Origin of the sequence: Hymenobacter duratus (genome assembly GCF_014698995.1) — a bacterium.
Classification (GTDB): Bacteria; Bacteroidota; Bacteroidia; order Cytophagales; family Hymenobacteraceae; genus Hymenobacter; species Hymenobacter duratus.
This window is the reverse complement of sequence record NZ_JACWZZ010000004.1, coordinates 237,301-263,288: the sequence shown is the minus strand read 5'-3', so window position 1 is coordinate 263,288 and position 25,988 is coordinate 237,301. Positions and strand designations below refer to the sequence as shown.

22 protein-coding genes and 1 pseudogene are annotated in these 25,988 nt (G+C 61.0%); 19 read left to right on the top strand and 4 right to left on the bottom strand.

Translation table 11 applies throughout. The features are described from left to right. Nucleotides 1-54: 54 nt before the first annotated feature. Complete coding sequence (gene accC / locus IC231_RS17215; RefSeq protein ID WP_190785726.1) at nucleotides 55-1,563, bottom strand: acetyl-CoA carboxylase biotin carboxylase subunit; 1,509 nt, start codon at nucleotides 1,561-1,563, stop codon at nucleotides 55-57. 340 nt (nucleotides 1,564-1,903) lie between these two features. Between accC and IC231_RS17210 the strand changes: the two genes are divergently transcribed. Both IC231_RS17210 and IC231_RS20390 read left to right on the top strand, forming a co-directional pair. Further along, on the top strand, nucleotides 1,904-3,154 hold the full coding sequence (locus IC231_RS17210) for an aminotransferase class I/II-fold pyridoxal phosphate-dependent enzyme (protein WP_190785725.1): 1,251 nt from the start codon (nucleotides 1,904-1,906) through the stop codon (nucleotides 3,152-3,154). A 241-nt stretch (nucleotides 3,155-3,395) separates the two neighbouring features. Next, nucleotides 3,396-3,566: pseudogene (locus tag IC231_RS20390) on the top strand (histone H1); the annotation flags it as partial. A gap of 189 nt (nucleotides 3,567-3,755) precedes the next feature. Here the strand turns inward: IC231_RS20390 and tyrS are convergent. After that, nucleotides 3,756-5,051, bottom strand: coding sequence for a tyrosine--tRNA ligase (gene tyrS / locus IC231_RS17200; protein ID WP_190785723.1), 1,296 nt, complete (start codon nucleotides 5,049-5,051; stop codon nucleotides 3,756-3,758). 226 nt (nucleotides 5,052-5,277) lie between these two features. Between tyrS and holA the strand changes: the two genes are divergently transcribed. The 4 genes from holA to IC231_RS17180 all read left to right on the top strand — a co-directional run bounded on the left by holA (nucleotide 5,278) and on the right by IC231_RS17180 (nucleotide 7,794). After that, on the top strand, nucleotides 5,278-6,354 hold the full coding sequence (gene holA / locus IC231_RS17195) for a DNA polymerase III subunit delta (protein WP_190785722.1): 1,077 nt from the start codon (nucleotides 5,278-5,280) through the stop codon (nucleotides 6,352-6,354). Nucleotides 6,355-6,545: 191 nt separating this feature from the next. Beyond that, entirely contained in the window at nucleotides 6,546-7,007 is a 462-nt protein-coding gene (gene parS / locus IC231_RS17190; RefSeq protein ID WP_190785721.1) for a type II RES/Xre toxin-antitoxin system antitoxin, read from the top strand. A 2-nt stretch (nucleotides 7,008-7,009) separates the two neighbouring features. Continuing rightward, on the top strand, nucleotides 7,010-7,471 hold the full coding sequence (locus IC231_RS17185) for an RES family NAD+ phosphorylase (protein ID WP_190785720.1): 462 nt from the start codon (nucleotides 7,010-7,012) through the stop codon (nucleotides 7,469-7,471). Nucleotides 7,472-7,533: 62 nt separating this feature from the next. Next, entirely contained in the window at nucleotides 7,534-7,794 is a 261-nt protein-coding gene (locus IC231_RS17180) for a hypothetical protein (protein WP_190785719.1), read from the top strand. A 252-nt stretch (nucleotides 7,795-8,046) separates the two neighbouring features. On the opposite strand, the gene IC231_RS17175 is transcribed toward IC231_RS17180, so the two are convergent. Then, a complete protein-coding gene (locus IC231_RS17175) occupies nucleotides 8,047-8,688 on the bottom strand; it encodes a helix-turn-helix transcriptional regulator (RefSeq protein ID WP_190785718.1) in 642 nt (213 codons plus the stop codon). Between the two features lie 304 nt (nucleotides 8,689-8,992). On the opposite strand from IC231_RS17175, the gene IC231_RS17170 reads away from it, so the two are divergent. From IC231_RS17170 to IC231_RS17130, 9 genes are all read left to right on the top strand, one after another. Next, nucleotides 8,993-12,202: a tetratricopeptide repeat protein gene (locus IC231_RS17170; RefSeq protein WP_190785717.1), complete on the top strand. Its 3,210-nt coding sequence runs from the start codon at nucleotides 8,993-8,995 to the stop codon at nucleotides 12,200-12,202. 102 nt (nucleotides 12,203-12,304) lie between these two features. Then, complete coding sequence (locus IC231_RS17165; RefSeq protein WP_190785716.1) at nucleotides 12,305-14,011, top strand: hypothetical protein; 1,707 nt, start codon at nucleotides 12,305-12,307, stop codon at nucleotides 14,009-14,011. A 99-nt stretch (nucleotides 14,012-14,110) separates the two neighbouring features. Continuing rightward, nucleotides 14,111-15,295 (top strand): HU domain-containing protein, encoded by a 1,185-nt coding sequence (locus IC231_RS17160; RefSeq protein ID WP_190785715.1) that lies wholly within the window; start codon nucleotides 14,111-14,113, stop codon nucleotides 15,293-15,295. Nucleotide 15,296: 1 nt separating this feature from the next. After that, the gene (locus IC231_RS17155) at nucleotides 15,297-16,028 is read left to right on the top strand and encodes a MotA/TolQ/ExbB proton channel family protein (protein ID WP_185886259.1); all 732 of its coding nucleotides are present in this window, start codon (nucleotides 15,297-15,299) and stop codon (nucleotides 16,026-16,028) included. Nucleotides 16,029-16,120: 92 nt separating this feature from the next. Then, nucleotides 16,121-16,531 carry an ExbD/TolR family protein gene (locus IC231_RS17150; RefSeq protein WP_190785714.1) on the top strand — a complete coding sequence of 137 codons (411 nt, stop codon included), beginning with the start codon at nucleotides 16,121-16,123 and terminating at the stop codon, nucleotides 16,529-16,531. A gap of 97 nt (nucleotides 16,532-16,628) precedes the next feature. Then, a complete protein-coding gene (locus tag IC231_RS17145) occupies nucleotides 16,629-17,516 on the top strand; it encodes a hypothetical protein (RefSeq protein ID WP_190785713.1) in 888 nt (295 codons plus the stop codon). Nucleotides 17,517-17,666: 150 nt separating this feature from the next. Then, nucleotides 17,667-18,998: a bifunctional folylpolyglutamate synthase/dihydrofolate synthase gene (locus tag IC231_RS17140; protein ID WP_211539154.1), complete on the top strand. Its 1,332-nt coding sequence runs from the start codon at nucleotides 17,667-17,669 to the stop codon at nucleotides 18,996-18,998. Between the two features lie 92 nt (nucleotides 18,999-19,090). Next, nucleotides 19,091-19,753 (top strand): tRNA (guanosine(46)-N7)-methyltransferase TrmB, encoded by a 663-nt coding sequence (gene trmB / locus IC231_RS17135; protein ID WP_190785712.1) that lies wholly within the window; start codon nucleotides 19,091-19,093, stop codon nucleotides 19,751-19,753. A gap of 81 nt (nucleotides 19,754-19,834) precedes the next feature. After that, nucleotides 19,835-20,674 (top strand): maleylpyruvate isomerase N-terminal domain-containing protein, encoded by an 840-nt coding sequence (locus tag IC231_RS17130; RefSeq protein WP_190785711.1) that lies wholly within the window; start codon nucleotides 19,835-19,837, stop codon nucleotides 20,672-20,674. Between the two features lie 9 nt (nucleotides 20,675-20,683). On the opposite strand, the gene IC231_RS17125 is transcribed toward IC231_RS17130, so the two are convergent. Further along, on the bottom strand, nucleotides 20,684-21,313 hold the full coding sequence (locus IC231_RS17125; protein WP_190785710.1) for a beta/alpha barrel domain-containing protein: 630 nt from the start codon (nucleotides 21,311-21,313) through the stop codon (nucleotides 20,684-20,686). A gap of 195 nt (nucleotides 21,314-21,508) precedes the next feature. Between IC231_RS17125 and mnmA the strand changes: the two genes are divergently transcribed. The 4 genes from mnmA to IC231_RS17105 all read left to right on the top strand — a co-directional run bounded on the left by mnmA (nucleotide 21,509) and on the right by IC231_RS17105 (nucleotide 25,829). Then, nucleotides 21,509-22,681: a tRNA 2-thiouridine(34) synthase MnmA gene (mnmA, locus tag IC231_RS17120; protein ID WP_190785709.1), complete on the top strand. Its 1,173-nt coding sequence runs from the start codon at nucleotides 21,509-21,511 to the stop codon at nucleotides 22,679-22,681. A 19-nt stretch (nucleotides 22,682-22,700) separates the two neighbouring features. Next, nucleotides 22,701-23,471, top strand: a complete 771-nt coding sequence (locus IC231_RS17115; protein WP_190785708.1) for a hypothetical protein — start codon at nucleotides 22,701-22,703, stop codon at nucleotides 23,469-23,471. Between the two features lie 184 nt (nucleotides 23,472-23,655). Continuing rightward, nucleotides 23,656-25,353: a S8 family serine peptidase gene (locus IC231_RS17110; RefSeq protein ID WP_190785707.1), complete on the top strand. Its 1,698-nt coding sequence runs from the start codon at nucleotides 23,656-23,658 to the stop codon at nucleotides 25,351-25,353. Nucleotides 25,354-25,505: 152 nt separating this feature from the next. Beyond that, nucleotides 25,506-25,829: a hypothetical protein gene (locus IC231_RS17105; RefSeq protein WP_185889877.1), complete on the top strand. Its 324-nt coding sequence runs from the start codon at nucleotides 25,506-25,508 to the stop codon at nucleotides 25,827-25,829. The last annotated feature ends 159 nt before the right edge of the window (nucleotides 25,830-25,988 follow it).

Here is a 25,988-nt window from a genome sequence, read left to right as displayed (position 1 = left end):
GCGAAAAGCCCGGCTAATAGCCGGGCTTTTCCAATTCTGCGAAAACTACATCCACTACCGCGCCCCCAGCCGGTTGCGCTTCCAGGCTGAGCCGGTGGCGGCTGGCGCATCGGCGGCGGCGGGAGTTGCGGGTTTCTTCTCCGTCAGGAGCATGGCGGTGAGGACGGCGGCGAGCCTGGCGGTGGCTTCATCGGGGGCGGCGGGTTTCAGGGCGTCGGCCGGGAAATGGTCGCGGATGAAGTTGGTGTCGAAGTTGCCGCTCACGAAAGCCGGGTGCTGCAGCACGTAGCGGCCGAAGCCCAGCGTGGTTTCGATGCCGGTAATCTGGTACTCCTCAATGGCGCGCAGCATCCGGGCAATGGCCTCCTCGCGGGTAGCCCCGAAGGTGACGAGCTTGGCAATCATCGGGTCGTAGTAAATCGGGATGTCCATGCCCTGCTCGAAGCCGTCGTCTACCCGCACGCCGGGACCCTGGGGGCGCACGTAGGTGGTCAGCGTCCCGATGTCGGGCAGGAAGTTGTTCTGCGGGTCCTCGGCGTATACGCGCAGCTCCAGGGCGTGGCCGGTGATGCTCAGCTCGTCTTGGCTGAAGGCCAAAGGCAGGCCCTGGGCCACTTTAATCTGCTCCTTCACCAGATCGAGGCCCGTAATCTGCTCCGTCACGGGGTGCTCCACCTGCAGGCGGGTGTTCATCTCCAGAAAGTAGAAGTTGCGCTGGTCGTCCAGCAGGAACTCCACGGTGCCGGCGCCGGTGTAGTTGCAGGCGCGGGCCACGTCCACGGCGCAACGGCCCATTTCGGCGCGCAGCTCGGGCGTGAGCACCGAGGAAGGCGCTTCCTCAATCACCTTCTGGTGGCGGCGCTGAATCGAGCATTCCCGCTCAAACAAATGCACGATGTTGCCGTGCTCGTCGCCCAGGACCTGAATTTCGATGTGGCGCGGGCCGGTCACGAACTTCTCAATGAACACCGAGCCGTCGCCGAAAGCCGAGGTGGCCTCGTTGATGGCCAGCTGCATCTGCTCCTCGAAATCCTCGGCCGAATTTACGATGCGCATGCCCTTGCCGCCGCCGCCGGCCGAGGCCTTGATCAGGATGGGGAAGCCCACGGTGGCCGCAATGCGCTTGGCCTCTTCCACGTCGGAAATGGCTTCGTCGGTGCCGGGCACCAGCGGAATGTTGTAGGCTTTCACGGCCTGCTTGGCCGAGAGCTTGTCGCCCATCACGTTCATGGCCTCTGGCGAAGGCCCCACGAAAATCAGCCCGGCCTCCGTGACCATGCGGGCAAACTCGGCGTTTTCGCTCAGGAAGCCATAGCCGGGGTGAATGGCATCCACGCCCAACTGGCGGCAGACTTCCAGGATTTTGTCGCCGCGCAGGTAGCTGTCTTTGCTGGCGGGCGGGCCCACGCACACGGCCTCGTCGGCGTAGCGCACGTGCAGGGCGTTGCGGTCAGCCTCAGAGTAGATGGCCACGGTCTGGAGGCCCATTTCCTTGGCCGAGCGCAGCACGCGCAGGGCAATTTCGCCGCGGTTGGCAACCAGTAGCTTGGTGATTTTCTTCATCGGGAGAGAGGTGGAGCGGGTGGGAGAGAAGGAACTGATAGAGCAGGCGGCCCCGGCATCCCAGGGCTGAAACCCTGGGCTACGCAGCGAAAAACGGCAAGTCCGCTAACTAGCCCAGGGCTTCAGCCCTGGGAACCGGAGTGCGTGAGCAATGCCTTTTAATTACCCAAAGAAACGCCATTCCAACCGGACCATAAAACCGCGCCGCCCAATTCCCGGAAGGTTGGAAGCCTGCCGGCCAGCGGCTACCTTTGCGGATTGCCACAACTTTGTACATTCCCCGGCGGTTAGCCCTTCGCGGACAGCCGCTCGTTTCCTTTCACATTCAACCCGTTCCTTCGTGGATCTATTTGAGAAGATTGCCGCCAACCGCGGCCCGCTGGGTGTTCACTCGCATTACGCGCACGGCTATTTTGCTTTCCCCAAGCTGGAAGGCGAAATCAAACCCCGCATGATTTTCCGCGGCAAGGAAGTGCTTACCTGGAGCCTGAATAATTATCTGGGCCTGGCCAACCACCCCGAAGTGCGCAAAGCCGATGCCGAGGCCGCTGCCGAATACGGCATGGCGCTGCCCATGGGGGCGCGCATGATGTCTGGCAATTCCAACCTGCACGAGCAGCTGGAAAACGAGCTGGCCGAGTTTGTGATGAAGCCCGACTGCATGCTGCTCAACTTTGGCTACCAGGGCGTAGTGAGCATCATCGACGCCATGGTGAACCGCCACGACGTGATTGTGTACGACGCTGAGTCGCACGCCTGCATCATCGACGGGGTACGCCTGCACGCCGGCAAGCGCTTCGTGTACGTGCACAACGACATGGCCAGCCTGGAGAAGCAGCTGGAGCGCGCCAAGCGCATCACCGACGAAACCGGCGGCGGCATCCTTGTCATTACGGAAGGCGTGTTCGGCATGTCGGGCAACCAAGGCGACCTGCGCGGCGTGGTGGCTCTGAAGGAGAAATACCAGTTCCGTTTGTTCGTGGATGACGCGCACGGCTTCGGCACAATGGGCACCACGGGCGCCGGAACGGGCGAAGAACAGGGCATTCAGGACGGTATTGACCTTTATTTTTCGACGTTTGCCAAGTCCATGGCCAGCATTGGTGCCTTCGTGGCGGGCCCCGAGAACGTAATTGAATATTTGCGCTACAACATGCGCAGCCAGATTTTCGCCAAAAGCCTGCCCATGCCGCTCGTAGTGGGCGCTTTGAAGCGTTTGGAGCTGCTGCGCACCCAGCCCGAGCTGAAGGAAAACCTCTGGACCATCGTGCGGGCCCTGCAAAGCGGCCTGCGCGAAAAAGGCTTCAATATCGGCTCTACTTCCTCGCCCGTTACGCCGGTGCTGCTGCAGGGCGAACTGACCGATGCAACCCAGGTAACCTTCGATCTACGTGAGAATCACGGCATTTTCTGCTCCATCGTGGTGTATCCGGTGGTGCCGAAAGGCGTTATCATGCTCCGTATCATTCCAACGGCAGTCCATACCCTGGATGACGTGGATATGACCATTAAGGCCTTTGAAGTAGTGCAGGAGAAGCTTGCAAAAGGGCTTTATTCTAAAGCAGAGATTCCTGCCGGCCTCCAAGGCTAGTTTGAGCTTCGCTAAATACAAAAGCCGGCGCCTGAGAAGGTGCCGGCTTTTGTATTTAGGACTATTCCGATAGCAAGGCGAAGGCTGAGGGTAGCTGGACAGGAGGTATTTTAGCTTAAAAGTGCCTTTGAGGGCTGTGAAACGGCTTTGAGAAAAAAACTTGTCAACTTGCTTGTATTTGAAATCCCTGTATATTAGGCCCGTTCAAACTAATTTTTCCACTCCACACAACCCCTCTCACATGAGCAATTTCAGCCAACTCAAGGACCTCGTTATGGGCCTGGAAAGCGACTTCGAGAAATTCTATGACAAGAACAACTCGGCTGCCGGCACCCGCGTGCGCAAAGGCATGCAGGAGCTGAAGAACATGGCGCAGAGCATCCGTACGGAAGTACAGAACGCCAAGAACAGCGCTGCTGGTGCTGCTCCGGCTGCTGGCAAAGCTGCTCCGGCTACTAAGAAAGCTGCTCCCGCTGCTGCCAAGAAGGCTGCTCCCGCTGCCAAAAAGAAGTAGTCTGGTGCCACGCCCTGCGTGGTAGCTACACTCACAAAAAGGCCCTGCCGATAGTTCGGTAGGGCCTTTTCTTTGGGGCAGGCCGGATTACACCAGCTTAATTAGAAAGTAGCTTTTGCCTTTCTGTGCTACCAGATACTTGCCCAGCAGCGGGGCCACGGCCTGGGCGGTCTGCTCCAGCGTGACTTTCTGCCGGTTGAGCTTCACGCCGTTGTTCTGCACCATTTTGCGGGCCTCGCCCTTGGAAGAGAAGATGACGTTGCCGGAAGCCGTGCTCAGCAGTGTGAGGGCGTCCTGACCTTCCAGCTCGGCGCGCGGCACTTCTACGTGCGGTACGCCGGCAAACACGTCGAGCAAGGTGGCTTCGTCGAGGCTGCTCAGCTCGCCACCGCCGAACAGCACCTGCGAGGCCGCTACGGCCGCCTCGTAGGCGGCCTGGCCGTGCACGCGGATGGTCACGTCCTGGGCCAGTGCTTTCTGCAGAGTGCGCAGGTGAGGGGCCTGGGCGTGCTCGGCTTCCAGCGCTTCGATTTCCGGCTGGCTCAGCAGCGTGAACACCCGGATCAGGCGCGGCACGTCGGCGTCGGCGGCATTCAGGAAGAACTGGTAGAACTGGTACGGCGACGTCATGGCCGGGTCGAGCCACACGGTGCCGGTTTCGCTCTTGCCGTATTTGGTGCCGTCGGCCTTGGTGATGAGCTGGCCGGTGAGGGCGTAGGCCTTGCCTTCGCCGCCCGACATGCGCCGGATCAGCTCCGTGCCCGTCGTGATGTTGCCCCACTGGTCGCTGGCGCCCATTTGCAGGGTGGTGCCCAGCTCTTTGTAGAGGTGGTAGAAGTCGTAGCCCTGCAGCAGCTGGTAGCTGAACTCGGTGTAGCTGATGCCCTCGGCCCCCGATTCCTCGTTGCCGCCGATGCGGCGCTTCACCGAATCCTTGGCCATCATGTAGTTTACGGTGAGGTGCTTGCCCACTTCGCGCAGAAACTGCAGGAAGCCGAAGTCCTTAAACCAGTCGTAGTTGTTCATGACGCGGGCCCCGGTGGGCGAGTCGTCGAACACCAGGAAATTCTTCAACTGAGCCTGAATGCCGGCCTGGTTGCGGCGCAGGGCCTCCTCATCGAGCAGGTTACGCTCCGCCGATTTGCCCGAGGGGTCGCCAATCATGCCGGTGGCGCCGCCTACCAGCGCCAGCGGCCGGTGGCCGGCGCGCTGCAGGTGCACCAGCAGCATAATCGTGGCCAGGTTGCCGATGTGCAGTGAAGGCGCGGTAGGGTCGAAGCCGATGTAGCCGGTGATAGGCGCGTTCTTCAGCAGGTGCTCCTCGGTGCCGGGCATCATGTCGTGAAACATGCCCCGCCAGCGCAGTTCGTCGATTAGGTTCAAAGTGGAATTAGTAATTAAGAATTAGGAATTAAGAATTGGGGCAGCGGTGCGGCGGGAAGTGCCGCAGCGTGCGTGAGCCGTGCCCGGTAGGCCAGCCCAATTCTTCCAAAGCTGTTCGGCAAAGGTAAGAGGCAGGCCGTACCTTTGGGCAGGAAGAATTACAAAGGTGTCCACCAGTGCGCCCGCACAAATTCTTAATTACTAATTGCTCATTACTAATTAAACATTGACCCTCACGCCCGACGAAATCCTGAAGCAGCTCCAGCAGCGGCAGTTTGCGCCCGTGTACTTTCTGCAGGGGGAGGAGCCGTACTATATTGACTTGGTAGCCGACCTGCTAGAGAAAACCGTACTGCAGGAGCACGAAAAGGGCTTCAATCAGGTGGTGCTCTACGGCAAGGACACCGACGTGGCCGGCATCCTGGGCCAGGCCAAGCGCTTCCCAATGATGGCGGAACGCTCGGTGGTTATTGTGAAGGAGGCGCAGGCCGTGGTCGACCTGGAAAACGAAAAGACGTGGCCGTTTCTGGAGGCATACCTGCGCAATCCGCTGCAAAGCACCGTGCTGGTGTTTTGCTACAAGCACAAAACCCTGGACGCCCGCAAGAAGCTGGGCAAGCTGCTGGCCGGCGACAAGAAGGAGCCCGCCCCGGCCGGCACCGTGCTGCTCACCAGCAAAAAGATCTACGACAACCAGGTGGCGCCCTGGCTCAGCCAGTACGTGCGCTCGCAAAACCAGCAGATCACGCCCCAGGCCACTCTCATGCTGGCCGAGTACATCGGGGGCGAGCTAAGCCGCCTCACCAACGAGGTAGACAAAATGCTCATCAACCTGCTGCCCGGCCACAGCATTGATGAGGACCTGGTGCAGCGCATGGTGGGCATCAGCAAGGAGTACAACATCTTCGAGCTGCAGAGCGCCCTGGTGCGCCGCGACGTGCTCAAGGCCAACCGCATCCTGCTCTACTTTGAGGCCAACCCCAAGAACAACCCGCTCATCCCGAACCTGACGCTGCTGTTCAACTACTTTTCCCGCCTGCTGGTGCTGCACCAGAACCCCAACCCCTCGGAGGCCGACTGGCTGAAGATGGGCCTGCGCTTTCCCATGCAGCGCCGCGACTACCAGACCGGTCTGAAGGTGTTCGACTTTCACCGCACCCGCGACATCGTGCACCTCATCCGCCGCGCCGACGCCCAGAGCAAAGGCATCAACTCGGGCTCTATGACCGACGGCGAAATCCTGCGGGAGCTGATCTGGCTCATCATCCACCCCGTACCGCTGCATGCGGTGGTAGGGGCCTGAAGTATACACCGCCTGTCATCCTGAGCCTGCGAAGGACTTTCTCACCTCTAAACGGTATTCTTTGACAGTACTCCAGACGTGGTAAGGTCCTTCGCAGGCTCAGGATGACAGGCGGCAGTCGAACCAAAAGAAATTTTTCCGCGTTAAGAAGAAAAATTTCCATAGCTTCGACTGCTGATTTCTTTATTGCCATGGCCACTACGCTCGCAAAACCCAAAGTCACGACTACGCTTCCTGCGCCTTTGCGGAAGAAATGGGCGGCCTGGAGCCGTACCGGGCAGGATTCGTTTGCCCTAGTGATGGAAGCGCGCAAAGGCCTGCCGGCCGCTACGGCTTTCGAGGTAGCCGATGCGTTTCAGCTGCAGGCCAGCCAGCTGGAGGCCATCTATGAGCTTTCCACCAAAACGCTGCGCAGCTACACCCAGGAAAACCGCAACCTGAACGCCTCCAGCAGCGAGAAGACGCTCAAGATCATTGCGCTCTACGAAACCGGCATTGAGGTATTTGGTGATGCGGCGGCGTTTTTGCGCTGGCTGAGCAAGCCGGCCCACGGCCTCGATGGCGAGGTGCCGCTGCGCCTGCTCGAAACCAGCGGCGGCATTAACCTGGTAGAGGAGGAGCTGACGCGCATTGCCTACGGCGACCTGGCCTAACGATGCAGGTATACCGCATCTGCCTGGCCAAATACGCCGACGACCTGTTTGCCTCCGGCCGCCGTGCCCGCTGGAACACCCAAGACAAATTCGTGATTTATACGGCGGCTTCCCGCGCCCTGGCCTGCCTCGAAAACGTGGTGCACCGGAGCGGCGAAGGCCTCAACGACCCGTTTCGGGTGCTCGTGATTGATGTGCCCGATGACGTGGCCGTGGAGGAAATATCGGCCGCCCAACTGCCCGCCGGCTGGGAAAAAGCCAGCCGCTACAGCCTCTGCCAGCCCCTCGGCGACGCGTGGTATGAGCGGCGCAGCGCGGCCGTGCTGCGGGTGCCTTCGTCCATCGTGCCGCAGGAGTTCAACTACATCCTGCACACCCGCCACCCCGATTTCAAGCGTATCCGCATCGTGGCCCGCGAGGCGTTCAGCTTCGACAGCCGCATCAAGGCGGAGGATGTGGGCTGAGTAGAACTAGTGTCATGCTGAGCTTGCAGAAGCATGACGTTTTGTAAAACATTCCCTCCTTTATGCAAGTCCTCGACATCATTCCGGTATCTCCCAAAGAAACCTTCTTCATCGGCTACCTGACGGGGGTGGTGCAGCCGGGCCAGTGGGAGCTGCGCCTCAACGGCGAAACCGTGGCCGTGCTGGACATAGTAGGGGAGGCCCAGGTGCAGACCGGCCCGAAAGGCAAGCTGGCGCCGCCCCGCGTGCTGGAATGCCGCGGCCCGGTAGACAAAAGCCGCATCGACTTTACCCGCGACGAGGTGACGCTGGAGCGGCAGTAGTTCCCGCGCGGGTTCAGCACCACACAAAGAAGCCCCCGGCACACGGTGCCGGGGGCTTCTTTATTGAAGAGCAGCGGCGTCGTGCCGGCCGGCTAGGCGCTGAGCTTGGCCCGGCGGTCGGCAATGCCGGCCAGCGCGGCCGTCAGGTAATCAAGAAGGCCCGCTGTACCCCGAAGCGGCGCTTCGGCCGTTGACCGATGGCCAAGTGGCGCGCGTGGCCGAAGCGCCGCTTCGGGGTACTGACTTGGCGGACTACGCCGGCGGTATGGTAGCGGCCAGGGCGGCGGCTTCGGCCTGCAGGCCGGCAGCCTGGGCGCGTAGGCGGTGCAGGCGCGTGGCCTCGGCGGCCGTCAGGGACTGCGCGCGGTGCGTGAGCCAGCCCCGCAGCCAGCGGGCGTGAGCGGGCGCGCGGGCCGGGTCGTGGGGGGCGTAGGCCAGGGCCAGGGCGGCGGCCAGCGCCTGGCTGGCCGGCGTGGCGGGCGCGGCAGCGGTGGCGGCCGGGTCTTCGGGTGGGAGCAGGGCGGGCAGGGCCGCCGCCCAGCGGGCCGCTATGTAGGCGCGGGCCGTCAGGGCATCGGCTTCCTGGAGCAGGCGGGCGGCGCGGTGCAGGCACTGGCGGCGGCGCTGCTCCAGCTCGGCCGCATCGGGGAGGGGCGTGGTGGGCGGCAGGGCCGTGCCGCCAACTGTGACCGGCACGTTAGGCGGCGGCAGCTGCAGCAGCAGCGGCTGCAGGGCGGTGCGCACGGCTGGCGTGAGGGGGCGCTGCCCAGCCTCGATGGCGTGAATCAGGGCCTTGCTCACGCCCAGGTACAGGGCCAGCTCGTGCAGGTGCAGGCCAAACCAGGCCCGCACTCGGGACAGTACAGAATCAGAAAAAGCGGCCGGACGCGGCATATACGCAGAAAAGAAGTGCTTTGTGAATTATTTTTTTAATTATTTTTATAAGTCACATCATTCATGTGTCGAATTGTGACTTATTTATGTAAATATAAAAATAGTTTACAAACGACAGGCTGCAAGAAAGTATTCGGCGAAAAAGCACCGTGCCGAGGGGCGCCGTCACCCGGCCGGTTACACCAAACCCACCCACTGGCGCGTTAGAAGCAGCTAAAAGGCAATTCTGCCGCAACCCAAGCGGGTTTTTCGCTACTTTTGGCCATATCCGGCCCTACTGGGCCGCTTCCCGTAACGCCGAGCAATGAAGTTTATCCCCCGGATTGCGCTGGCCGCCTCCCTTGGCGCCGCGGCGCCGCTGGCCGCCCAAGCCCAGCAAACCCAGGTGTTCGCCTCCGACGAGCGCCATTTTCAGGAAGGTCTGGAACTGTTCGACCGTGGCAAGTACGGCGCCGCCCAGCAGGCTTTTCAGCGCTACCTCGACCTCACGCAGCGTCGCACCGGTGAGCTGCGCGACCGAACCATCGACGCCGAATACTACTACGCCGTAGCCGGCCTCTACCTGTTTCATCCCGACGCCGAGGACCGGATTCTGTCTTTTGCCACGCAAAATCCGGCTCATCCCAAGGCGGCTGTGGCTTTCTTCGAGTTGGGCAAGTTCTATTTCGATAAGAAGGACTATGCCAAGTCCATCGACTACCTGCAGCGTGTGGGCGCCGACAACCTCACGCTGGAGCAGCGCGCCGAGTCGGAGTTTAAGCTTGGCTACAGCTACTTCGCGCAGAAGGAGTTCGACAAGGCCAAGCTGCAGTTCGACCGCAACAAGCAGGGCACGCACCAGTACCGCTACGCCAGTTCCTATTACGCCGGTTACCTGGCATTCCGGGCCGGCGACTACCCCGGCGCCCGCCAGGATTTGGCGGTGGCCGAGCAGAACGATGCCTACCGCCCCGTGGTGCCGGCCGTGATGAGCCAGATCTATTACAAGGAAGGCAACTTCGACGGCCTCATCGACTACGGCACCAAGGCGCTGGCCCAGACCCCGCCGCCGCAGTCGGCTGATGAAATCCAGCTGCTGGTAGGGGATGCCTACTATCAGAAGCAGGATTTCAAACAGGCCGCCGAGTATTTCGACAAGTATGCCGCTGGCCGCAAGAAGATTGAGCCCGAGGTGCAGTACAAAATCGGGTACGCCAACTACAAGCAGGGGGATTTCAAAGGAGCCATCGGCTCGTTCAAAGGTGTAGCCGCCCGCCGCGATTCGCTGGGGCAGAACGCCGCCTACCACCTGGGCCTGAGCTACCTGCAAACCAACCAGAAGCAGCTCGCGCTAAACTCGTTTGATGCCGCCCGCAAGGCCACGTTCGACAAGAACATCAGCGAAAACGCCACGCTCAAATACGCGCAGATCAACTACGAGCTGGGCAACACGCCCGAGGTAATTGCCACGCTCAAGGATTTCGGCAAGAAGTACCCGCGCTCCAAAAACCGCGAAGCCGCCGACGACATCCTGAGCGAGAGTTTCCTCAACTCCTCCGACTACGCGCAGGCCCTCAACTACCTCGACAACCTCGACGACCGGAGCACCAAGCTCAACGCCACCTACCAGCGCGTGTCGTACCTGCAGGCGGCCACGCTCTACAACAACAGCCGCTACTCCGAGGCCCTGCCGCTGCTCGACAAGAGCCTGAAATACCCGCAGGACGACGCCTTGCGCGCCGCCGCCCAGGTGCTGAAGGGCGAAATCTACAGCGTGGGCCAGAAGTACCCCGATGCCATTACGGCCTACACCGCCGCGGCCCGCACGGCCCGGCAGGGCGGCGTCACGGCCAGCGAGAAGGATTTCGAGCAAAAGGCCCGCTATGGCCTCGGCTACGCCTACTACAACACCCAGCAGTACGACCGGGCCCGGCCGCAGTTCCAGGCCTGGCTGCAGGATCCGGTGGCCAAGCCCGCCGACCTCAACTACTACGACGTGACCCTGCGCCTGGCCGACACCTACTACGTAGCCAAAAACTACCAGCAGGCCCTCGACCTCTATAATAAGGTCATCACGGCCAATGCCGCCGACAAAGACTACGCCTACTACCAGAAGAGTGTGGTGCTGGGGCTGCTCGGCCGCCGCGACGAAGCCGCCCAGACTCTGGGTACGCTACTGCGCACGTCGCCCACGTCGCGCTACGCCGACGATGCCGTGTACCAGCAGGCGCAGCTCGATTTCGAGGCCGGCTCATTCCAGCAGGCCGTGGATGGTTTCTCGAAGCTGATTGCCAACCGCCCCAACTCCCAGCTGATTCCGCAGGCGCTGCACAAGCGCGGCGTGGCCTACGCCAACCTGGACCAGCACGAGAAGGCCGCCACGGACTTCAAGCAAGTGCTGAGCCAGTATCCGCGCACCAAGGCGGCCAGCAGTGCCATCTACTCGCTGCAGGAAAGCCTGTCAGCGCAGGGCAAGACCGAGGAATTCGACCAATATCTGGCCCAGTTCAAGCAGCAGAACCCCGACAGCAAAGCCACCGAAAGCGTGGAGTTTGAGGCGGCCAAGTCGCTGTATCTGGCCGAGAAATACGCCCAAGCCATTCCGCGCCTGGAGTCGTACCTGAAGCAGTACCCCGACAACGCGCTGGCCGCCGATGGCCGCTATTTCCTGGCCGACGCGCTGCTGCGCACCGGCAAAAAGGCCGAGGCCCTGCCTAAGCTGAAAGCCGTAGTGCAGGAAGGCAAGTCGGAGTTTGTGAACCGCGCCGTGGGCCGGGTGGCGGATCTGGAGTTCGAGAACAAGAACTATCCGGAGGCTATCATCTACTACGGCCGCTTGCGCACCTCCTCGCAGAACAAGCGCGAAATAGCCAACGCCGGGCTGGGCCTGATGAAAAGCTACTACGAAAGCGGCGACCTGGAAGGCACCCGCCGCGTAGCCCAGGAACTACAGGCGCAGGCCGCGTCGCCGACGGCTACCAACGCCGCGCTGCTCTACCTGGGCAAAGCCAGCTTCAAAGCCGGCAACTACGACCAGGCCATTGCGGAGCTGAACACGGCGGCTACTACGGCCGCCGCCGACGAAAACGGCGCCGAGGCACAGTATCTGGTGGCCGACGCGCTGTTTCAGCAGAAGAAATACCCCGAAGCGCTGGATGCGGCCTACAAGACCAACACCTCGAACTACGAGCTGTGGCAGGGCAGGGGCTTCCTGCTGATTGCCGACATCTACGCCGCGCAGGGGGAGAATTTCCAGGCCCGCGCCACGCTCAATTCCATCATCGATAACAAGTTTCCGGTGGCTGAGGTGATTGCCGGCGCCAAGCAACGGCTGGCCGCGCTGCCCGGCGAAACCCCGGCCGGCGGCACCAAACCCGCCCCGGCCAAGCCCGCTACCACCAAGCCCGGCACCACCAAAACCACGCCTGCGCCGAAAGGCAAAACCGCCGGCCGCAGCTCCCTGGTGCCCAGCACCACACAGCCCACCGACACGGTTACCAACCGCACGGATGGGCCGGTGGGCGAGGAGGAATAGGAGTGAAGCTGCTGGTCGTTTGCTGAAAATAAAAAACTGAATCTTAACCGGTTGCTGCCGGCGTGCTAAACCGCTGCCTGTAGTAGAGCCACCCCTGACTATATGACGCTTCATCCGTCGAAACTGCTGGCCCTGGCCGGACTGCTGGCTGCCGTGCCGGCCGTGGCACAGGCCCAACCCACGCGCACCACGCCTCGTGGCAAGATTGAAGAGGCCGAAATTGAGATTGTGAAGGAGCGCGTCAATCAGCTGCCCGAGGCGGCCCGCAACTTCGAGAAAATCAAGATTGACCCGCCGGCCAAAACCACGGCCAAGGTGCCCTACACCTACCCCGATTTCAAGCTGCCCGCCGACCTGCTCAACCCCTCGGTGCGGGTGCTCACCATCCGGCAGGAAGAGCTGGCCCCGCAAACCGGCAACTACCTGAAGGCGGGCGTCGGCAACTACGGCACGTTCCTGGGCCGGGCGCACCTGCACAACACGCGCAGCAACTCCGCCTCCTACGGCTTCGATTTGAACCATCTGTCTTCGGCTAGCGGCCCGATTGACAAGAAGAACTCGGGCCAGAGTCGCACCAGCCTGGGCGTGCACGGCGAAACCTACAGTGGCGCTACGGCGCTGGGGGCCAAAGTGGATGTGGGAAGGGAGCGGTACAACTTCTACGGCTACAACCGCAACCGCCCCGAGCTGCCCATAGCCGACAGCCTCAAGCAAACCTTCTTCCGGGCCGATGCCAAGGTATATGCCCGCAACCGCGCCACCGACGCGGCTTTCCAGTACGATGTAGCGCTGGGTTTCCGGCACTGGAACGACCGGTTCGAGGCTAAGGAAAACAACATCTACGCCGAGCTGCGCTCCAGCTACGCCCTGGGCGAAACGAGCCGCGTGAGTGTCAACGGCGACTTGTCGTTCATCTCCTTCAAAGACTCGCTGAGCTACAGCCGGCCGTTCGTGCAGGTGACGCCCGCCTACGAGCTGACGCTGAACCGGCTGGCCGTGTCGGTAGGAGCCACGCTGGGCTACACCGGCGACACCATCCGTGACGTGTCGCAATTCAAAATCTACCCGGCTGTACGTTTAGCGTACACCGTCACCGAGGACAAATTCGTGGTGTTTGGCGGCTTGGGTGGCGGTTTGCAGCGCGTGACGATGTACGACCTGACCACCGAAAACCCCTGGCTGGCGCCCAACCAGCGCGTGGCCGACACCCACCGCGGCCCAACTGTGTTCTTCGGCTTCAACGCGGCCCCAGCCCGCGCGCTGGAGGTGAATGCCAAGGTGACGCTGAGTAACGACCGGAACCTGTACTTCTACAACAACTCCCGCCGCGACTCCACCAAGTTCGACCTCGTCTATGACAAGAAGGCCACGCAGCTGATCAATGTACACGGCGAAATTATTTACAACGCGGCCGAAAAAACCCGCATCGGGCTCAAGGCTGACTACAACGGCTACAAAGTGAAAACGCTGGCTCAGCCGTTCCACCGGCCGGCGTTCCAGTCGGTGCTGTTCGCCACGCACAACGTATATGAGAAGCTGCTGCTGGGCGCCGAACTATACACGTATAGCTCCAGCTACGGCTCCAGCTACAAGCCGGGGGCTTTCGATCCGGCCTTCGTGCCCGGCCGTGAAATTGTGCGTCCTACCGACTCCGTCATCGACCTGAACCTGAAGGCAGATTACCGGATTATGGAAAATCTGAGCATCTTTGCTCAAGGCAATAACCTGCTGGGCCGTAAATACGAGCGGTTCCTGAACTACCCCGTGAAAGGAATCAACGTCTTGGCAGGAGTTACCTACGACTTTTAAATCTGCGCCTTGAGATACCGAATCGTCTGTCAGCCTGCTGTCTGCAGCGGCTGACAGACGATTTTACTACCTCTGCTTTTCATCCCAGACCGCTACACCTTGCCGCTATCCGACCACATCCGCACGTTGCTCCGGGACCATGACTGCGTCATCATCCCTGATTTTGGCGGCCTGATTGCCGACTACGCTCCCGCCCGCATTCATCCGGTGCGCCATACGCTGGCCCCGCCGGCCAAGCGCGTAGCCTTCAATCAGTCGTTGACCCGCAACGACGGTCTGCTGGTAGATGCGTTAAGCCAGCACCTGAATCTGAGCCCGGCCCAGGCCCGGCAGATGGTTCGGGAGGCCGTGGCTCGCATGCAGCAGGAACTGGAAACCGGCCAGCGTACCGAGTTGAGCGGCATTGGCATCTTCCGCCGCTCGGCAGGCCGTGGTCTTGAGTTTGAATACACGGGTACCGACAATCTGCTTTCCGCCAGCTTTGGCCTGCCAGAACTAGTATCGCGCCCGGTGCGCGCTACGGATGCGCTGAACTCGCGTGAGCGGCAGCCCGCCGCTCCGCAGCTGGCGACAGTGCGCCGCCGTGCTTCCCGGGTCGTGTATAATGCCCTGACGGCGGTGGTTGTAGGCCTGATGTTCTCGGCCAGCTACATGTTTGCTGATCAGCAGGGCTACCTGCCCGATTCGCTGCGTCTGCCCGCCCAGCTTTCAGTGTTTGAAACCCGTCCAGAAGCTCCGGCTGCTTCGCAGGCCGCTACCGAAGCCGTTATCAGCCGCCAGCAGGCCGCTCTCACGCCCGCCGACAACTTCGTAGCCAAGCGCCCAGCCAGCAGTTCTGCTGAGTTGCCTGCTGCCGCACCTACCGTAGCTATAAAGCCGGTTGCTGACGCTGCAAAGCCAGCTGCTGCCTCCGTGGATGTGCAGACGCCGGCCGCCGCGAAATCTAAAGCCAAAGCTGCTGCAGCCAAGCCGGCTACAAAAGCACCGGGCTGGGAAAAGGCGCGGGCCACCAATGCAACTCCGGTAGCCGAAACCGCGACAATTAAAAGCCGCACGGGCCGTTACTACGTGGTGGCAGGCTCTTATACCAGCCTGGCCAATGCCGAAAAGGGGCGTCAGGCCCTGGTTCGGTTGGGCCACCCGGCCCGCGTAATTCTGCCGCAGGCCGGCAGCCGCCAGTTCAAGCTCTCCGTTGCCGACTACGCCGACCGGACTTCGGCCGACCGTCAGGCTACCATTCTGCGCAAGCGGATGGGTTCTTCTCTCTGGGTACTCAATTACTAGCATGACCTTTTTGCTTTCTCTGCTGCTCCAGATGCAAGTCGGCAGCACGCCCGATGCCGGGGCTGCCGCCGCCGACTCAACCGCCACTGCTGCCAACGCCGCTGCCAACGCCGCCGCCGCCGACCTCTCCCTGATTGACCTGATTGTGAAAGGCGGCTGGATCATGCTCCCGCTGTTTTTGCTCTCGTTCGTTTCGCTCTACATCATCATTGAGCGGTACATCACCATTCGCCGGGCGGCCTCGGTGCCGGAGTCGTTCATGCCCGGCATCCGCAACCTGATGGTGAAAGGAGACCTGCAGGGTGCCAAAATGCTCTGCGCTCAAACTGCCACGCCGCTGGCCCGCATGATTGAGAAAGGCATCCGCCGCATCGGGCTGCCGCTGAAAGACATTGAAACCAGCGTTGAAAATGTAGGCAAGGTGGAAATTGCCCGCCTCGAGAAGAACATCAGCATTCTGGGCATCATTGCCGGTATTGCACCGATGCTTGGTTTCGTGGGTACCATCATCGGGGTAATCAAGATTTTCTATGCCATCAGCGCCACCGGCGACTTTGGTATTGCCCAGATTTCGGGCGGTCTGTACACGAAAATGGTGACTTCCGCTACGGGTCTTATCGTCGGTATCATTGCCCACATCGGCTACCACTGGCTCAGCATCATGGTAGAGCGCCTCGTGTTCCGCATGGAAAACTCGGCCATCGAGTTCATGGACATCCTGCAGGATAATTAGTGAATGATTGAATGAGCGGATGAGTGAATGTCGTTTAATCGGCCACTGGTGTCTGCCTATTCACTTATCCACTCATCCAATCATTCGCTCAAATGAATCTCAGCCGCCGTCGTAAGCTTTCTTCGCACGTTGAGACTGGCTCGATGAACGACATCATGTTTTTCCTGATGCTGTTCTTCCTGATTGTCTCGACGATGGTGAACCCCAATATTATCAAGCTGATGCTGCCCAATGCCAAAAGCAGCAAGCAGATGATGAAGCAGCCCATTACGATATCCGTCGATGGGGCTGGTCAGTATTTCATCGACCGGCAGCCGACGACGGCGCAGCAGCTGGAAGGCGAGCTGCAGCGGCGCGTACAAGGGGCCGAAAGCCCTACGGCCGTGCTGCGCGTAGACGCCTCGCTGAACGTACAGAAGCTGGTGGATATTCTGGAAATCGGCAACCGCCTCAAGATTAAGATGGTGATGGCCACGCAGGCGCAACAGGCCGCCGGGAAATAGTTTTGGGCTAATAATTGTTGATTGCTAGTTGTTGGTTACTGGCAACCTCAACCCAGCAACTGGCACCACGTAACCAACAACTAGCAACTAACCAGGTATGGACTACCGCGAAGAACACCGGAAAGAAGCCTTGCTGGGCACCGTGCTGCTGCACGCGGCCTTGGCGGCGGTGTTCTTTTTTACCGTCTTCAAAGGCCCCGACCCACCACTGGACAGTCTGGGCGGCGACGGCGTGGAGCTGAACTACGGCGTTGACGAGGCCGGCTCTGGCGACGTGCAGAGCTTGGCCACCGCCAACGATTCCAAAAACCGCGAGGACAGCCGCCCGCCGGCATCCAATCCCGATCCACAACCGACGCCCCCTCAGCCCCAGGCAACTCCGCCCGTGCCACAGCAGGCCGCCGAGGCCCGCACCGTCACGAGTGAGGCCGAGGAAAGCCCGGTAACGGCTCCGCCCGTGGAGAAGCCTTCCCCGGCGCCGAAAGAAGAAGTGAAAGAAGCACCTAAACCCGTGGAGCGCCCTCGTACCCTCTACACGCCGAAAGGCAGCGCCAGCGGGGGCGGCAACGGCGTAAACGGCACCAGCAACGCGGCCACCGGCAACAACAACGGCGACCGTCCCGGCTCCGTCGGCGACCAGGGCGACCCGAATGGCTCGCTCGACGCGAAGGCCCTGTACGGCCAGCCCGGCAGTGGTGGTAGCGGCAGCAGCCCCGGTTCGGGTGGTCTGGAAGGGATGAGCGGCTGGGCATTTGTGAACCGGCCCAGTGCCCCGGCTATCGATAACACATCGGGCTTCGTCCGCTTCAAAATCAAAGTGAATGCCGACGGCGAAGTGGAGGCTGTCACGAAGGTTTCCGGCAACGTGTCGGCGGCGCAGGAAAAGGCATGTCGCGACGCGCTGGAAAACGCCGAGTTCCGCCGTACTAACTCGGCCAATGGTGGCGCTACGGGCTTCTACACGTTCAAATTCACGGTGCGCTAAACCGCGCCAGTTCTTTCGTTACCGGGCCGCCGGTCGGAGCAATCCGGCCGGCGGCTTTGTTTTGCTGCTGCTTTGCGAACCGTCTGCCCGCAAAGCTACCTTTGTGCTGTTGTGCGGCACCCTGGTAGGAATAGGCTCGTCTGCACAAGAATGAACTACTTATTTTGTGTTGCCTGGCTCATGACCTACGCCGAAACCCTTGACTATCTATACAGCCAGCTGCCCATGTTTCAGCGGATAGGGGCGGCCGGCTATAAGCCGGGGCTGCAAACCACCGAGAAACTTGCCGCTGCTATGGGCAATCCGGAGCGGCTGGTGCGCTGCGTGCACGTGGCGGGCACCAATGGCAAGGGCAGCAGCTCCAACCTGCTGGCCGCCGTGCTGCAGGCGGCCGGCTACAAAACGGGCCTCTATACTTCACCGCACCTGAAGGAATTTACGGAACGCATCAAGGTGAACGGGCAGGATCTGACACCGGATTACCTGGTGCAGTGGGTAGCCCGCTGGCAGCCGCTGTTTGCCGAGCTGCAGCCCTCGTTCTTTGAAATGTGCGTGGCGCTGGCGTTTTCGTATTTCGCCGAGGAGAAGGTAGATGTTGCCATCATAGAAGTAGGGCTGGGTGGCCGGCTCGATTCAACCAACATCATCCGGCCGCTGGTGTCGCTCATCACCAACATCAGCTACGACCACCAGAACCTGCTCGGCGATACCCTACCGCAGATTGCGGCCGAAAAAGCCGGCATCATCAAGCCCGGCGTGCCGGTCATCATCAGCCAGACCCAGCCCGAAGTACAGGCGGTGTTTGAGCAGAAAGCTGCCGCGGAAGGGGCTCGCCTGTTGTATGCTGATCAGCACTACCGCACGGAGCTGGTCAGGATGCCCGCCCCGGATGAAGACTCTCAGCAACTCCTGTTTACCGTCGATGGCCACCCCTTGCTGGATGAAGTGACGCTGGGTCTGGTAGGCGACTACCAGCGCCTGAATCTGCCGGGTGTGCTGGCCACCTTGGACGAGCTGCGGCAACAGGGCTTCGTGCTTCCGGAAGAGGCTGTGCGCGAAGGGCTGCGCGACGTCCGCCGCCTCACGGGCTTTCGGGGGCGCTGGACTATTCTGGGCCTCCGCCCGCTGGTCGTCTGCGACACGGGCCACAACGAGGCGGGTATCCGGTTTGTAGTGCAGCAGTTGGCCCGCCTGTCGCAACGGCATCTGCACTTTGTGCTTGGCGTCGTCAACGATAAGGACGTAACGAAGATGCTGGCGCTGCTGCCCAAATCGGCCACGTACTATTTCTGCCAGGCGTCTATTCCGAGGGCGCTGCCGGCTACGGAGCTGGCCGAGCAGGCGGCAGCAGCGGGTTTGCGGGGCCGGGTATATGGTCCGGTGCCGGAAGCCGTGGCGGCGGCCCGGGCCGCCGCTGCCCCGGATGAGGTGGTGTTCATTGGCGGCAGTACCTTTGTAGTGGCCGAAATAGAGAACCTCTAGACCGGCTCACATTCCAGAACTACTGCATGGTGCCCGCCGACAGCCTGCTTTGCTTTCTGCATGCACCATTTCACTTTTCCATTTCACCCTTCGTGAGTCGAATTAAACTGAAGCGCTTTGCCGAGAATGCAGAGCGAAATGACATTGTAGAGCCCGGCAAAGCCAACTATGAGCAGCTGCGCGGCCGCTGGCACGAGGAGTTTTTCCGCAACGACCACCCGATAACGCTGGAGGTCGGCTGCGGCAAAGGCGAGTACACGGTGGGGCTGGCCGCCCGCTACCCGGAGCGCAATTACCTGGGCCTCGACATCAAGGGCGAAAGAATCTGGCGCGGCAGCAAGCGGGCCGAGGCACTGGGCCTGACCAACGTGGGCTTTGTGCGGATGCGCGCCCACGACCTGCTGCAGCACTTCGCCCCGCACGAGCTGGACGAAATCTGGATTACGTTTCCGGACCCGCGCCCGCGTGACCGGGACATTAAGCGCCGCCTGACTTCGCCGCGCTTCCTGGAGCTGTACCGGCAGCTGCTGCGGCCCGGCGGCCTCGTGCACCTCAAAACCGACAACGCCGATCTGTTCGACTACACCCTGGAAGTGCTGGCCGAGCGGCCCGGCACCACGATTCTGGCGCAAACCAAAGACCTCTACGCCACTCCGGAGCTGCTGCCGCACGCCGAAGACATTGAAACCAACTTCGAAAGCAAGTACCGCGCGCAGGGTGTTCCTATCAAATACGTGCAGTTTCGGCTGAGTTAGCCGAAAACCCTTGCCACCGAGAAGCCGGAAGCCAGTGCGTATATTTTCGCCTTGCTTCCGGCTTCTTTCTGCTTACGTCTTATGCAGCCACTTCCGGTCTTATCTACTGCGCCTCTATTCCCAATTCTCGATGCGCACCTGCTGGCGTTGCTTCGGGCCTTAGATCCGGCGGACTGGGAACGGCCTACGCTGGCCCCACAGTGGCGCGTGCGCGACGTGGCTTTACATCTGCTTGATGGCAGCCTGCGCACGTTGTCGGTGCTGCGCGATGGGCATTTTGGGGCTGGCAGCCCGGCTAGTCCGGCTTATGCTGATGTAGTCAGCTACCTGAATCAGGTGAACCAGGAGTGGGTACTGGCCGGGCAGCGCCTCAGTCCGACCCTTATTACGTGGCTCTTGGAACTGAGCGGGCCCGCCTACAACGCGTACATCAGCTCGTTGCCGCCGCACGCGCCGGCCGTGTTTCCGGTAGCCTGGGCCGGCGAGCAAACGTCGCTCAACTGGTTTCACGTAGCCCGCGAATACACCGAGAAGTGGCACCATCAGCAGCAGATCCGGCAGGCAGTAGGGCAGGAAGCGCCGTTGCTCACCGCAGCGCTGTATCATCCTTTTCTAAGCACCTGCCTGCGGGCGCTGCCGCACCACTACCGCAACGTAGAAGCCGCGGCGGGCACAGTAGTTCAGCTTATGATCAGCGGGGCGGGCGGCGGCACCTGGTATCTGCGGCGGACTGCGGCGGGCTGGGAGTTGGGCACCGACTACACTGGCGCGGTTGCCACGAGCATCACACTGGCCGGCGAGGTAGCCTGGCGGCTGTTCACGAAAAGTCTTCCACGCCAACTGGCGGCCGGCTACCTGCAGGCTACCGGCCAAACCGAGCTGGCCGAGCCGCTCTATAGCCTGGTAACGGTAATGGCCTGATGCAACAGGTTAAGCTTCCAATTCCTCGAACACAGCCTCCATTTCGGAGAAATCCCGCAGGCCGGGCTTGATTTCGTCGCCGCCTTCCAGCACTATGCCCGTCGGCCGGACCAGTTCAATCAGGTTCCGGACAGAGCCGCCGGTGCTGGCCGCGAAGCCGGTGCCGAGCCATATTGAAAACATGCGGGCCTGCTGGATAAGGTGCGTAACCTGCGTTGTCGAGAGGGTTTCCGTTGGGGGGTGGGCCAGCACGAAACCAGCTACGTCGTCTTTCTGGGCGCGGAAGCGGCTGTCCACGTCTTCGGGGAGCATATCCGCAATCCACGGAATCAGCTTGAGGGCCGGCCGGCTGAGCAGAGCCACCTCTTCGGCGGTGCGGCGGCGGTGCAGCAGGATGCCGTGCAGGCCGCAGCGCTGCACAATGTCATTGATGGCCGCTGCGGGCAGAGTATCAAACTCGCCGACCAGCTCCACGCCGGACACCCAGCCGCTTATTTCCTGCACGGCTTCCGGCGTCAAATGCCCCGGCAGGGCGGGGTCGAGGCGGAAGGTGAGACGGTCGGCTCCCATGCCGGCGCAGTAGCGGGCATCGGAGAGATTATTAATGCCGCGCACCAGCACGGATGTAAGCAAAGCCATGGCAAACAAAAGTTGGAGCCCGTGCCAGCCTGCATCGGAAAGCGCAGGCAGGAGCAATCTGAACCCAAAAGTACGGAATCCGGCCCGCTCGTAGTTGCCAGCAGCGGGCTTTCAGTAGAAAGAAACTCCGACTGGCGCGGCTGTGTTATCTTTGCCACGTGGCCGCGGACCTTGACTCCACGGGCGCTTTCCTATATGACGCACTCTGCACCTTCCCCAACGACGCCCGCCCGTGGGCGCGTTCTCGTCGCCATGAGCGGCGGCATCGATTCATCTGTAGCGGCCGTGCTCCTGCACGAACAGGGCTACGAAGTGGTCGGGATGACCATGAAAACCTGGGACTACGCCTCGGCCGGCGGCTCCAAGAAAGAAACCGGCTGCTGCTCGCTCGACAGCATCAACGATGCCCGCCAGATTGCTGTGGAGCTGGGTTTTCCGCACTATATCATTGATATCCGCGACGAGTTCGGCGATTTTGTTATCTCCAATTTCACCGAGGAATACCTGGCCGGCCGCACGCCCAATCCGTGCGTGCTCTGCAACACCCACATCAAGTGGGACGCGCTGCTGCGCCGTGCCGACCAGCTCGGCTGCGAGTTTATTGCTACCGGCCACTACGCGCAGGTGCGCCACGAAAACGGCCGCTACGTGGTCAGCAAAGGCCTCGACGAAAACAAGGACCAGAGCTACGCGCTGTGGGGCGTGAGCCAGGAAAGCCTGAGCCGCACGCTGTTCCCGCTAGGCCAAATGCGCAAAACTGAAATCTACGACGAGGCCCGCCGCCGCGGCTTCACGGAGCTGGTCAACAAGCCCGAGAGCTACGAAATCTGCTTTATTCCCGACAACGACTACCGGGGCTTTCTGCGGCGCCGGGTGCCGGGCCTGGAGGAGCGGGTAGCGGGCGGCAAGTTCGTGACGCGCGACGGCACCGTGCTGGGCACCCACGAGGGCTACCCGTTCTACACCATCGGGCAGCGCAAGGGGTTGGGCGTGGCGCTGGGCTTCCCGGCCTACGTGACCGAAATCCGGCCCGATACCAACGAAGTCGTGCTGGGCAATTTCGATGATCTGGCCAGCACGCGCACCACCGTGAGCAAGCTCAATATGGGCAAATACGCGTCGCTGGAAGGCATGGGGCTGGTACCGAGCCGCACGAAAGTGCGCTACAACCACAACGGCGGCGCGGCCGCGTTTCTGGAGCAGGTCGGTGAAAAAATCAACGTCTACTTCGAGGAACCCGTGCACGCCGTGACGCCCGGCCAGGCCGCCGTATTCTACGACGGTCAGGACGTCATTGGGGGCGGCTGGATTGAGCGGCATACCATCGGCGAAACTCCCGTATCTTCGGCAGCTGCGGCTGCGTTATAAGCCGCAACCTTTCTGCGCTATGGCTTCGATATTAACTCCTGTTCCCACGGTTACTCTCACTGTTCGCCGCTGGCTTGTTCCGGCGCTGCTGGCCGTGGGGCTGGCCAGCTGCAAAAATGAGGTGGAGAAGGTAGAGCCGATTGATACCAGCTACTATCCGGTGCAGGTTGGCGACTTCCGCATCTATGAGGTGACAGATACTACCTGGCTGCGCAACGTCAAGACTATAGCCCGCTACCAGTTCCGGGAGCAGGTGACGGAGCAGTATACTGATGCGGCTGGCCGCACGGCTTTTCGGGTGGTGCGCTCTAAACGCAGTACGCCCGCCGATGCCTGGCTTTCCGACAGCGTGCTGGCCGTAAGCCCCTCGGCTGCCAACGTGCTGGTGACGCGCAACAACCGCCGCACCGTGGAGCTGGTATATCCGGTCCGCACGGGCTATTTCTGGAACCTGAATGCTTTCAATGAGCTTAACCCTATTGAAAAGAGCGACATTCATTTCAAGCAGGTGGGGGAGCCGTTCACGACGACCAATACGGCCGGCCAATCCGTAACGTATCCGAAAACGGTGACAACGGCGCTGCGCGAAACCGATGCGGAAGAAGGCGGCGAGTACATCAACCTGTATTACTACTACCGCAACCGGCAGGTGTATGCGCCGGGCATAGGGCCCGTGTACCGCAGCCGCCGCCGCTTCATCTACTGCGCGGATGGCAACTGCATCCCGTCGCCTAGCTACATCCACAGCGGCTCGGCCCGCACGGAGATACTGCTCGAATCCGGTAAATAATAAGCGAAGCAGCTGCTTCGTTGTCCGAATCTAATATGAATTGCTGGAAAGCCGTTCTGCACGTGGTGCGGAACGGCTTTTTACTTTTTGCCTGGCCTGTAGTTGTACTCTACCTATTAGCCGTGCAAACCGGAGTATGGGGCCAAATTCGTATCTTCCGGCACGTCATTTAGCTCTACTTTCCATGCGTCTTTCTTACTCCGCGCTGCTGGGTGGTCTGGCAGTAGCTGCCGCGCTGGCTTCGCCGGTTGCCGCGCAGGCCCAGACCAATTCCGTGCGCAAGCATCTGGTGTATTTCCGCGACAAAGCCGGCACGCCGTTCACCGTTGGCCAGCCGCAGGCTTTCCTGTCGGCGCGGGCCGTGCAGCGCCGCACCCGCCAAAGCATTGCCGTGCAGCCCCGCGACCTGCCCGTGACGCCCGCCTACGTGTCGCAGCTGCGGGCCGTGCCGGGCGCTACCGTCTGGTACACGTCGCGCTGGTTCAATGCCGCCGTGGTGTCCTGCGACTCGGCCACGTTGCGCAACCTGCAGGCTCTGCCGTTTGTGCGCAGCGCCACTACGCTGAACCGTACGGCCAACGTAACGCCCTCTACGCCCCGGCCCCGCAGCTCGGAAGATGCTGAAGAACCGCAACTGCAGCGCACCCAGGCCAACCCAGTCTATGGCATTGCCTACAACCAGGCCCTAATGCTGGGTGCCGTGGACATGCACAACGCCGGCTTCCGGGGCGAAGGCATGAACATTGCCGTATTCGACGATGGATTTCCCGGCGTCGATCAGACCTCGCCGTTTGCCTCCATGCGGAATGAGAACCGCTTGGCCGACGTCTATAACTTTGTGGAGCGCAACACGGCCGTATATGGCCGCGACAGCCACGGCACGCATTGCCTGTCCACGATGGCCGCCAACGAAACTGGCAAGTTCATCGGCACGGCTCCTAAAGCCACGTACCGGCTCTATCTCACCGAAAATATCATCGGCGAAAACCCAATAGAAGAGGTAAACTGGCTGCTGGCCGCCGAACGGGCCGATTCCGCCGGGGTGGACGTCATCAGCTCCTCGCTCGGCTATAGCAGCTTCGATACGCCCTACGGCAACTACACCTACTCCGACCTGAACGGCCGCACGGCTATTTCGACGCGGGCGGCCAGCATTGCCGCGCGGGTGGGAATGGTGGTCGTCAACTCGGCCGGTAACGAGGGCAACAGCGCTTGGCAGCGCATCCTGGCGCCCGCCGACGCTGATTCCATTCTGGCCGTAGCCGCTGTCGATTCGTTCCGCAACCGGGTTGGCTTCAGCTCCATCGGTCCCAGCGCCGACGGTCGCATCAAGCCCAATCTGGCCAGCCAGGGCCACCAGACAGCTATTGTGAATGTGGCCGGCGTGCCTACCCGCGGCAGCGGCACCTCGTATGCTTGCCCGGTGCTGGCCGGTATGGTGGCTTGTTTCTGGCAGGCTAACCCTACGCTCACCGCGCAGCAGGTCATCAGCTTTCTGCAGCGCTCTGGCTCGCAGTTTGCCTCACCCGATAACCTGCTCGGCTACGGAATTCCCAATTTCGTGACGGCCTACAACCTGGCTAACCCAAACGCCCCGCTCTCGGCTGCCGACCCCAAGGTGGCGGCTGGCCAGTTGTTTATTTATCCCAATCCGGTCAGAAACAACGAGCTATATCTGCAGTTGACGGAAGCTTTTCACGGCAAGCCGTTGCGCGTCCGGTTCTACGATGCCCGTGGGGCGCTGGTAGCAGAACAGACGCTAGCTGCCACTGGCACCAACGAAGTGCGGCTTACGCCCGGTCCGCTGGCGAAAGGAGTGTACACCTGCGACGTATCGGCAGGGGAGAAAGTGCGCCGTACGGTGCGGTTCGTGAAGCTGTAAGTGGTGCGTGGTCTGTTTTTTACAGGGAAACCCAATTGAGTTAGCACGAAAAAGCAAATATTATTAGTACCTTGGAAAGGAATTCGGACGAGCCGGGTTCCTTTCTTTTTTCAAGGGATATACTTCCCACAATCCGCAATACCATGTTGCAAATGATGATTTCGAAGCGTCTGGGGCGTCGCCAGTTCCACTTCACCGTGTCCGGTAACAACCTCCACGAAGTGGTGAGTGAATATGAGCGGCTGAGCTTTCCGGATGTAGCCAAGTGCGGCATCTGTGGCTCCGACAACCTCGACCTGACAGCCCGTGTGGCGCAGGATAAGTTTAAGTATACCTCGTTGCGTTGCCTCGACTGCCGTGCCGATGTAACGTTCGGCAAGCGGCAGGAAGACGACCAGACCTATTTCCTGCGCAAAACAGAGGATGGTAAGCTGGACTGGCGTGCGTATGAGAAAAACGATTCAGCCACGAAATAAGCAGGTAACCGGGTAGCGAATACAGGACTCGGGATACCATACGAAGAACCTTTTGCGAGCAAGCACACTGGGCTGAACAATAAATGTTCGGGCCGGAGTCGTTAGGCTGGCAGAAGGTTCTTTTTTTGTGGTTGCGGCGCAGTTGCATAATCGGCCTTT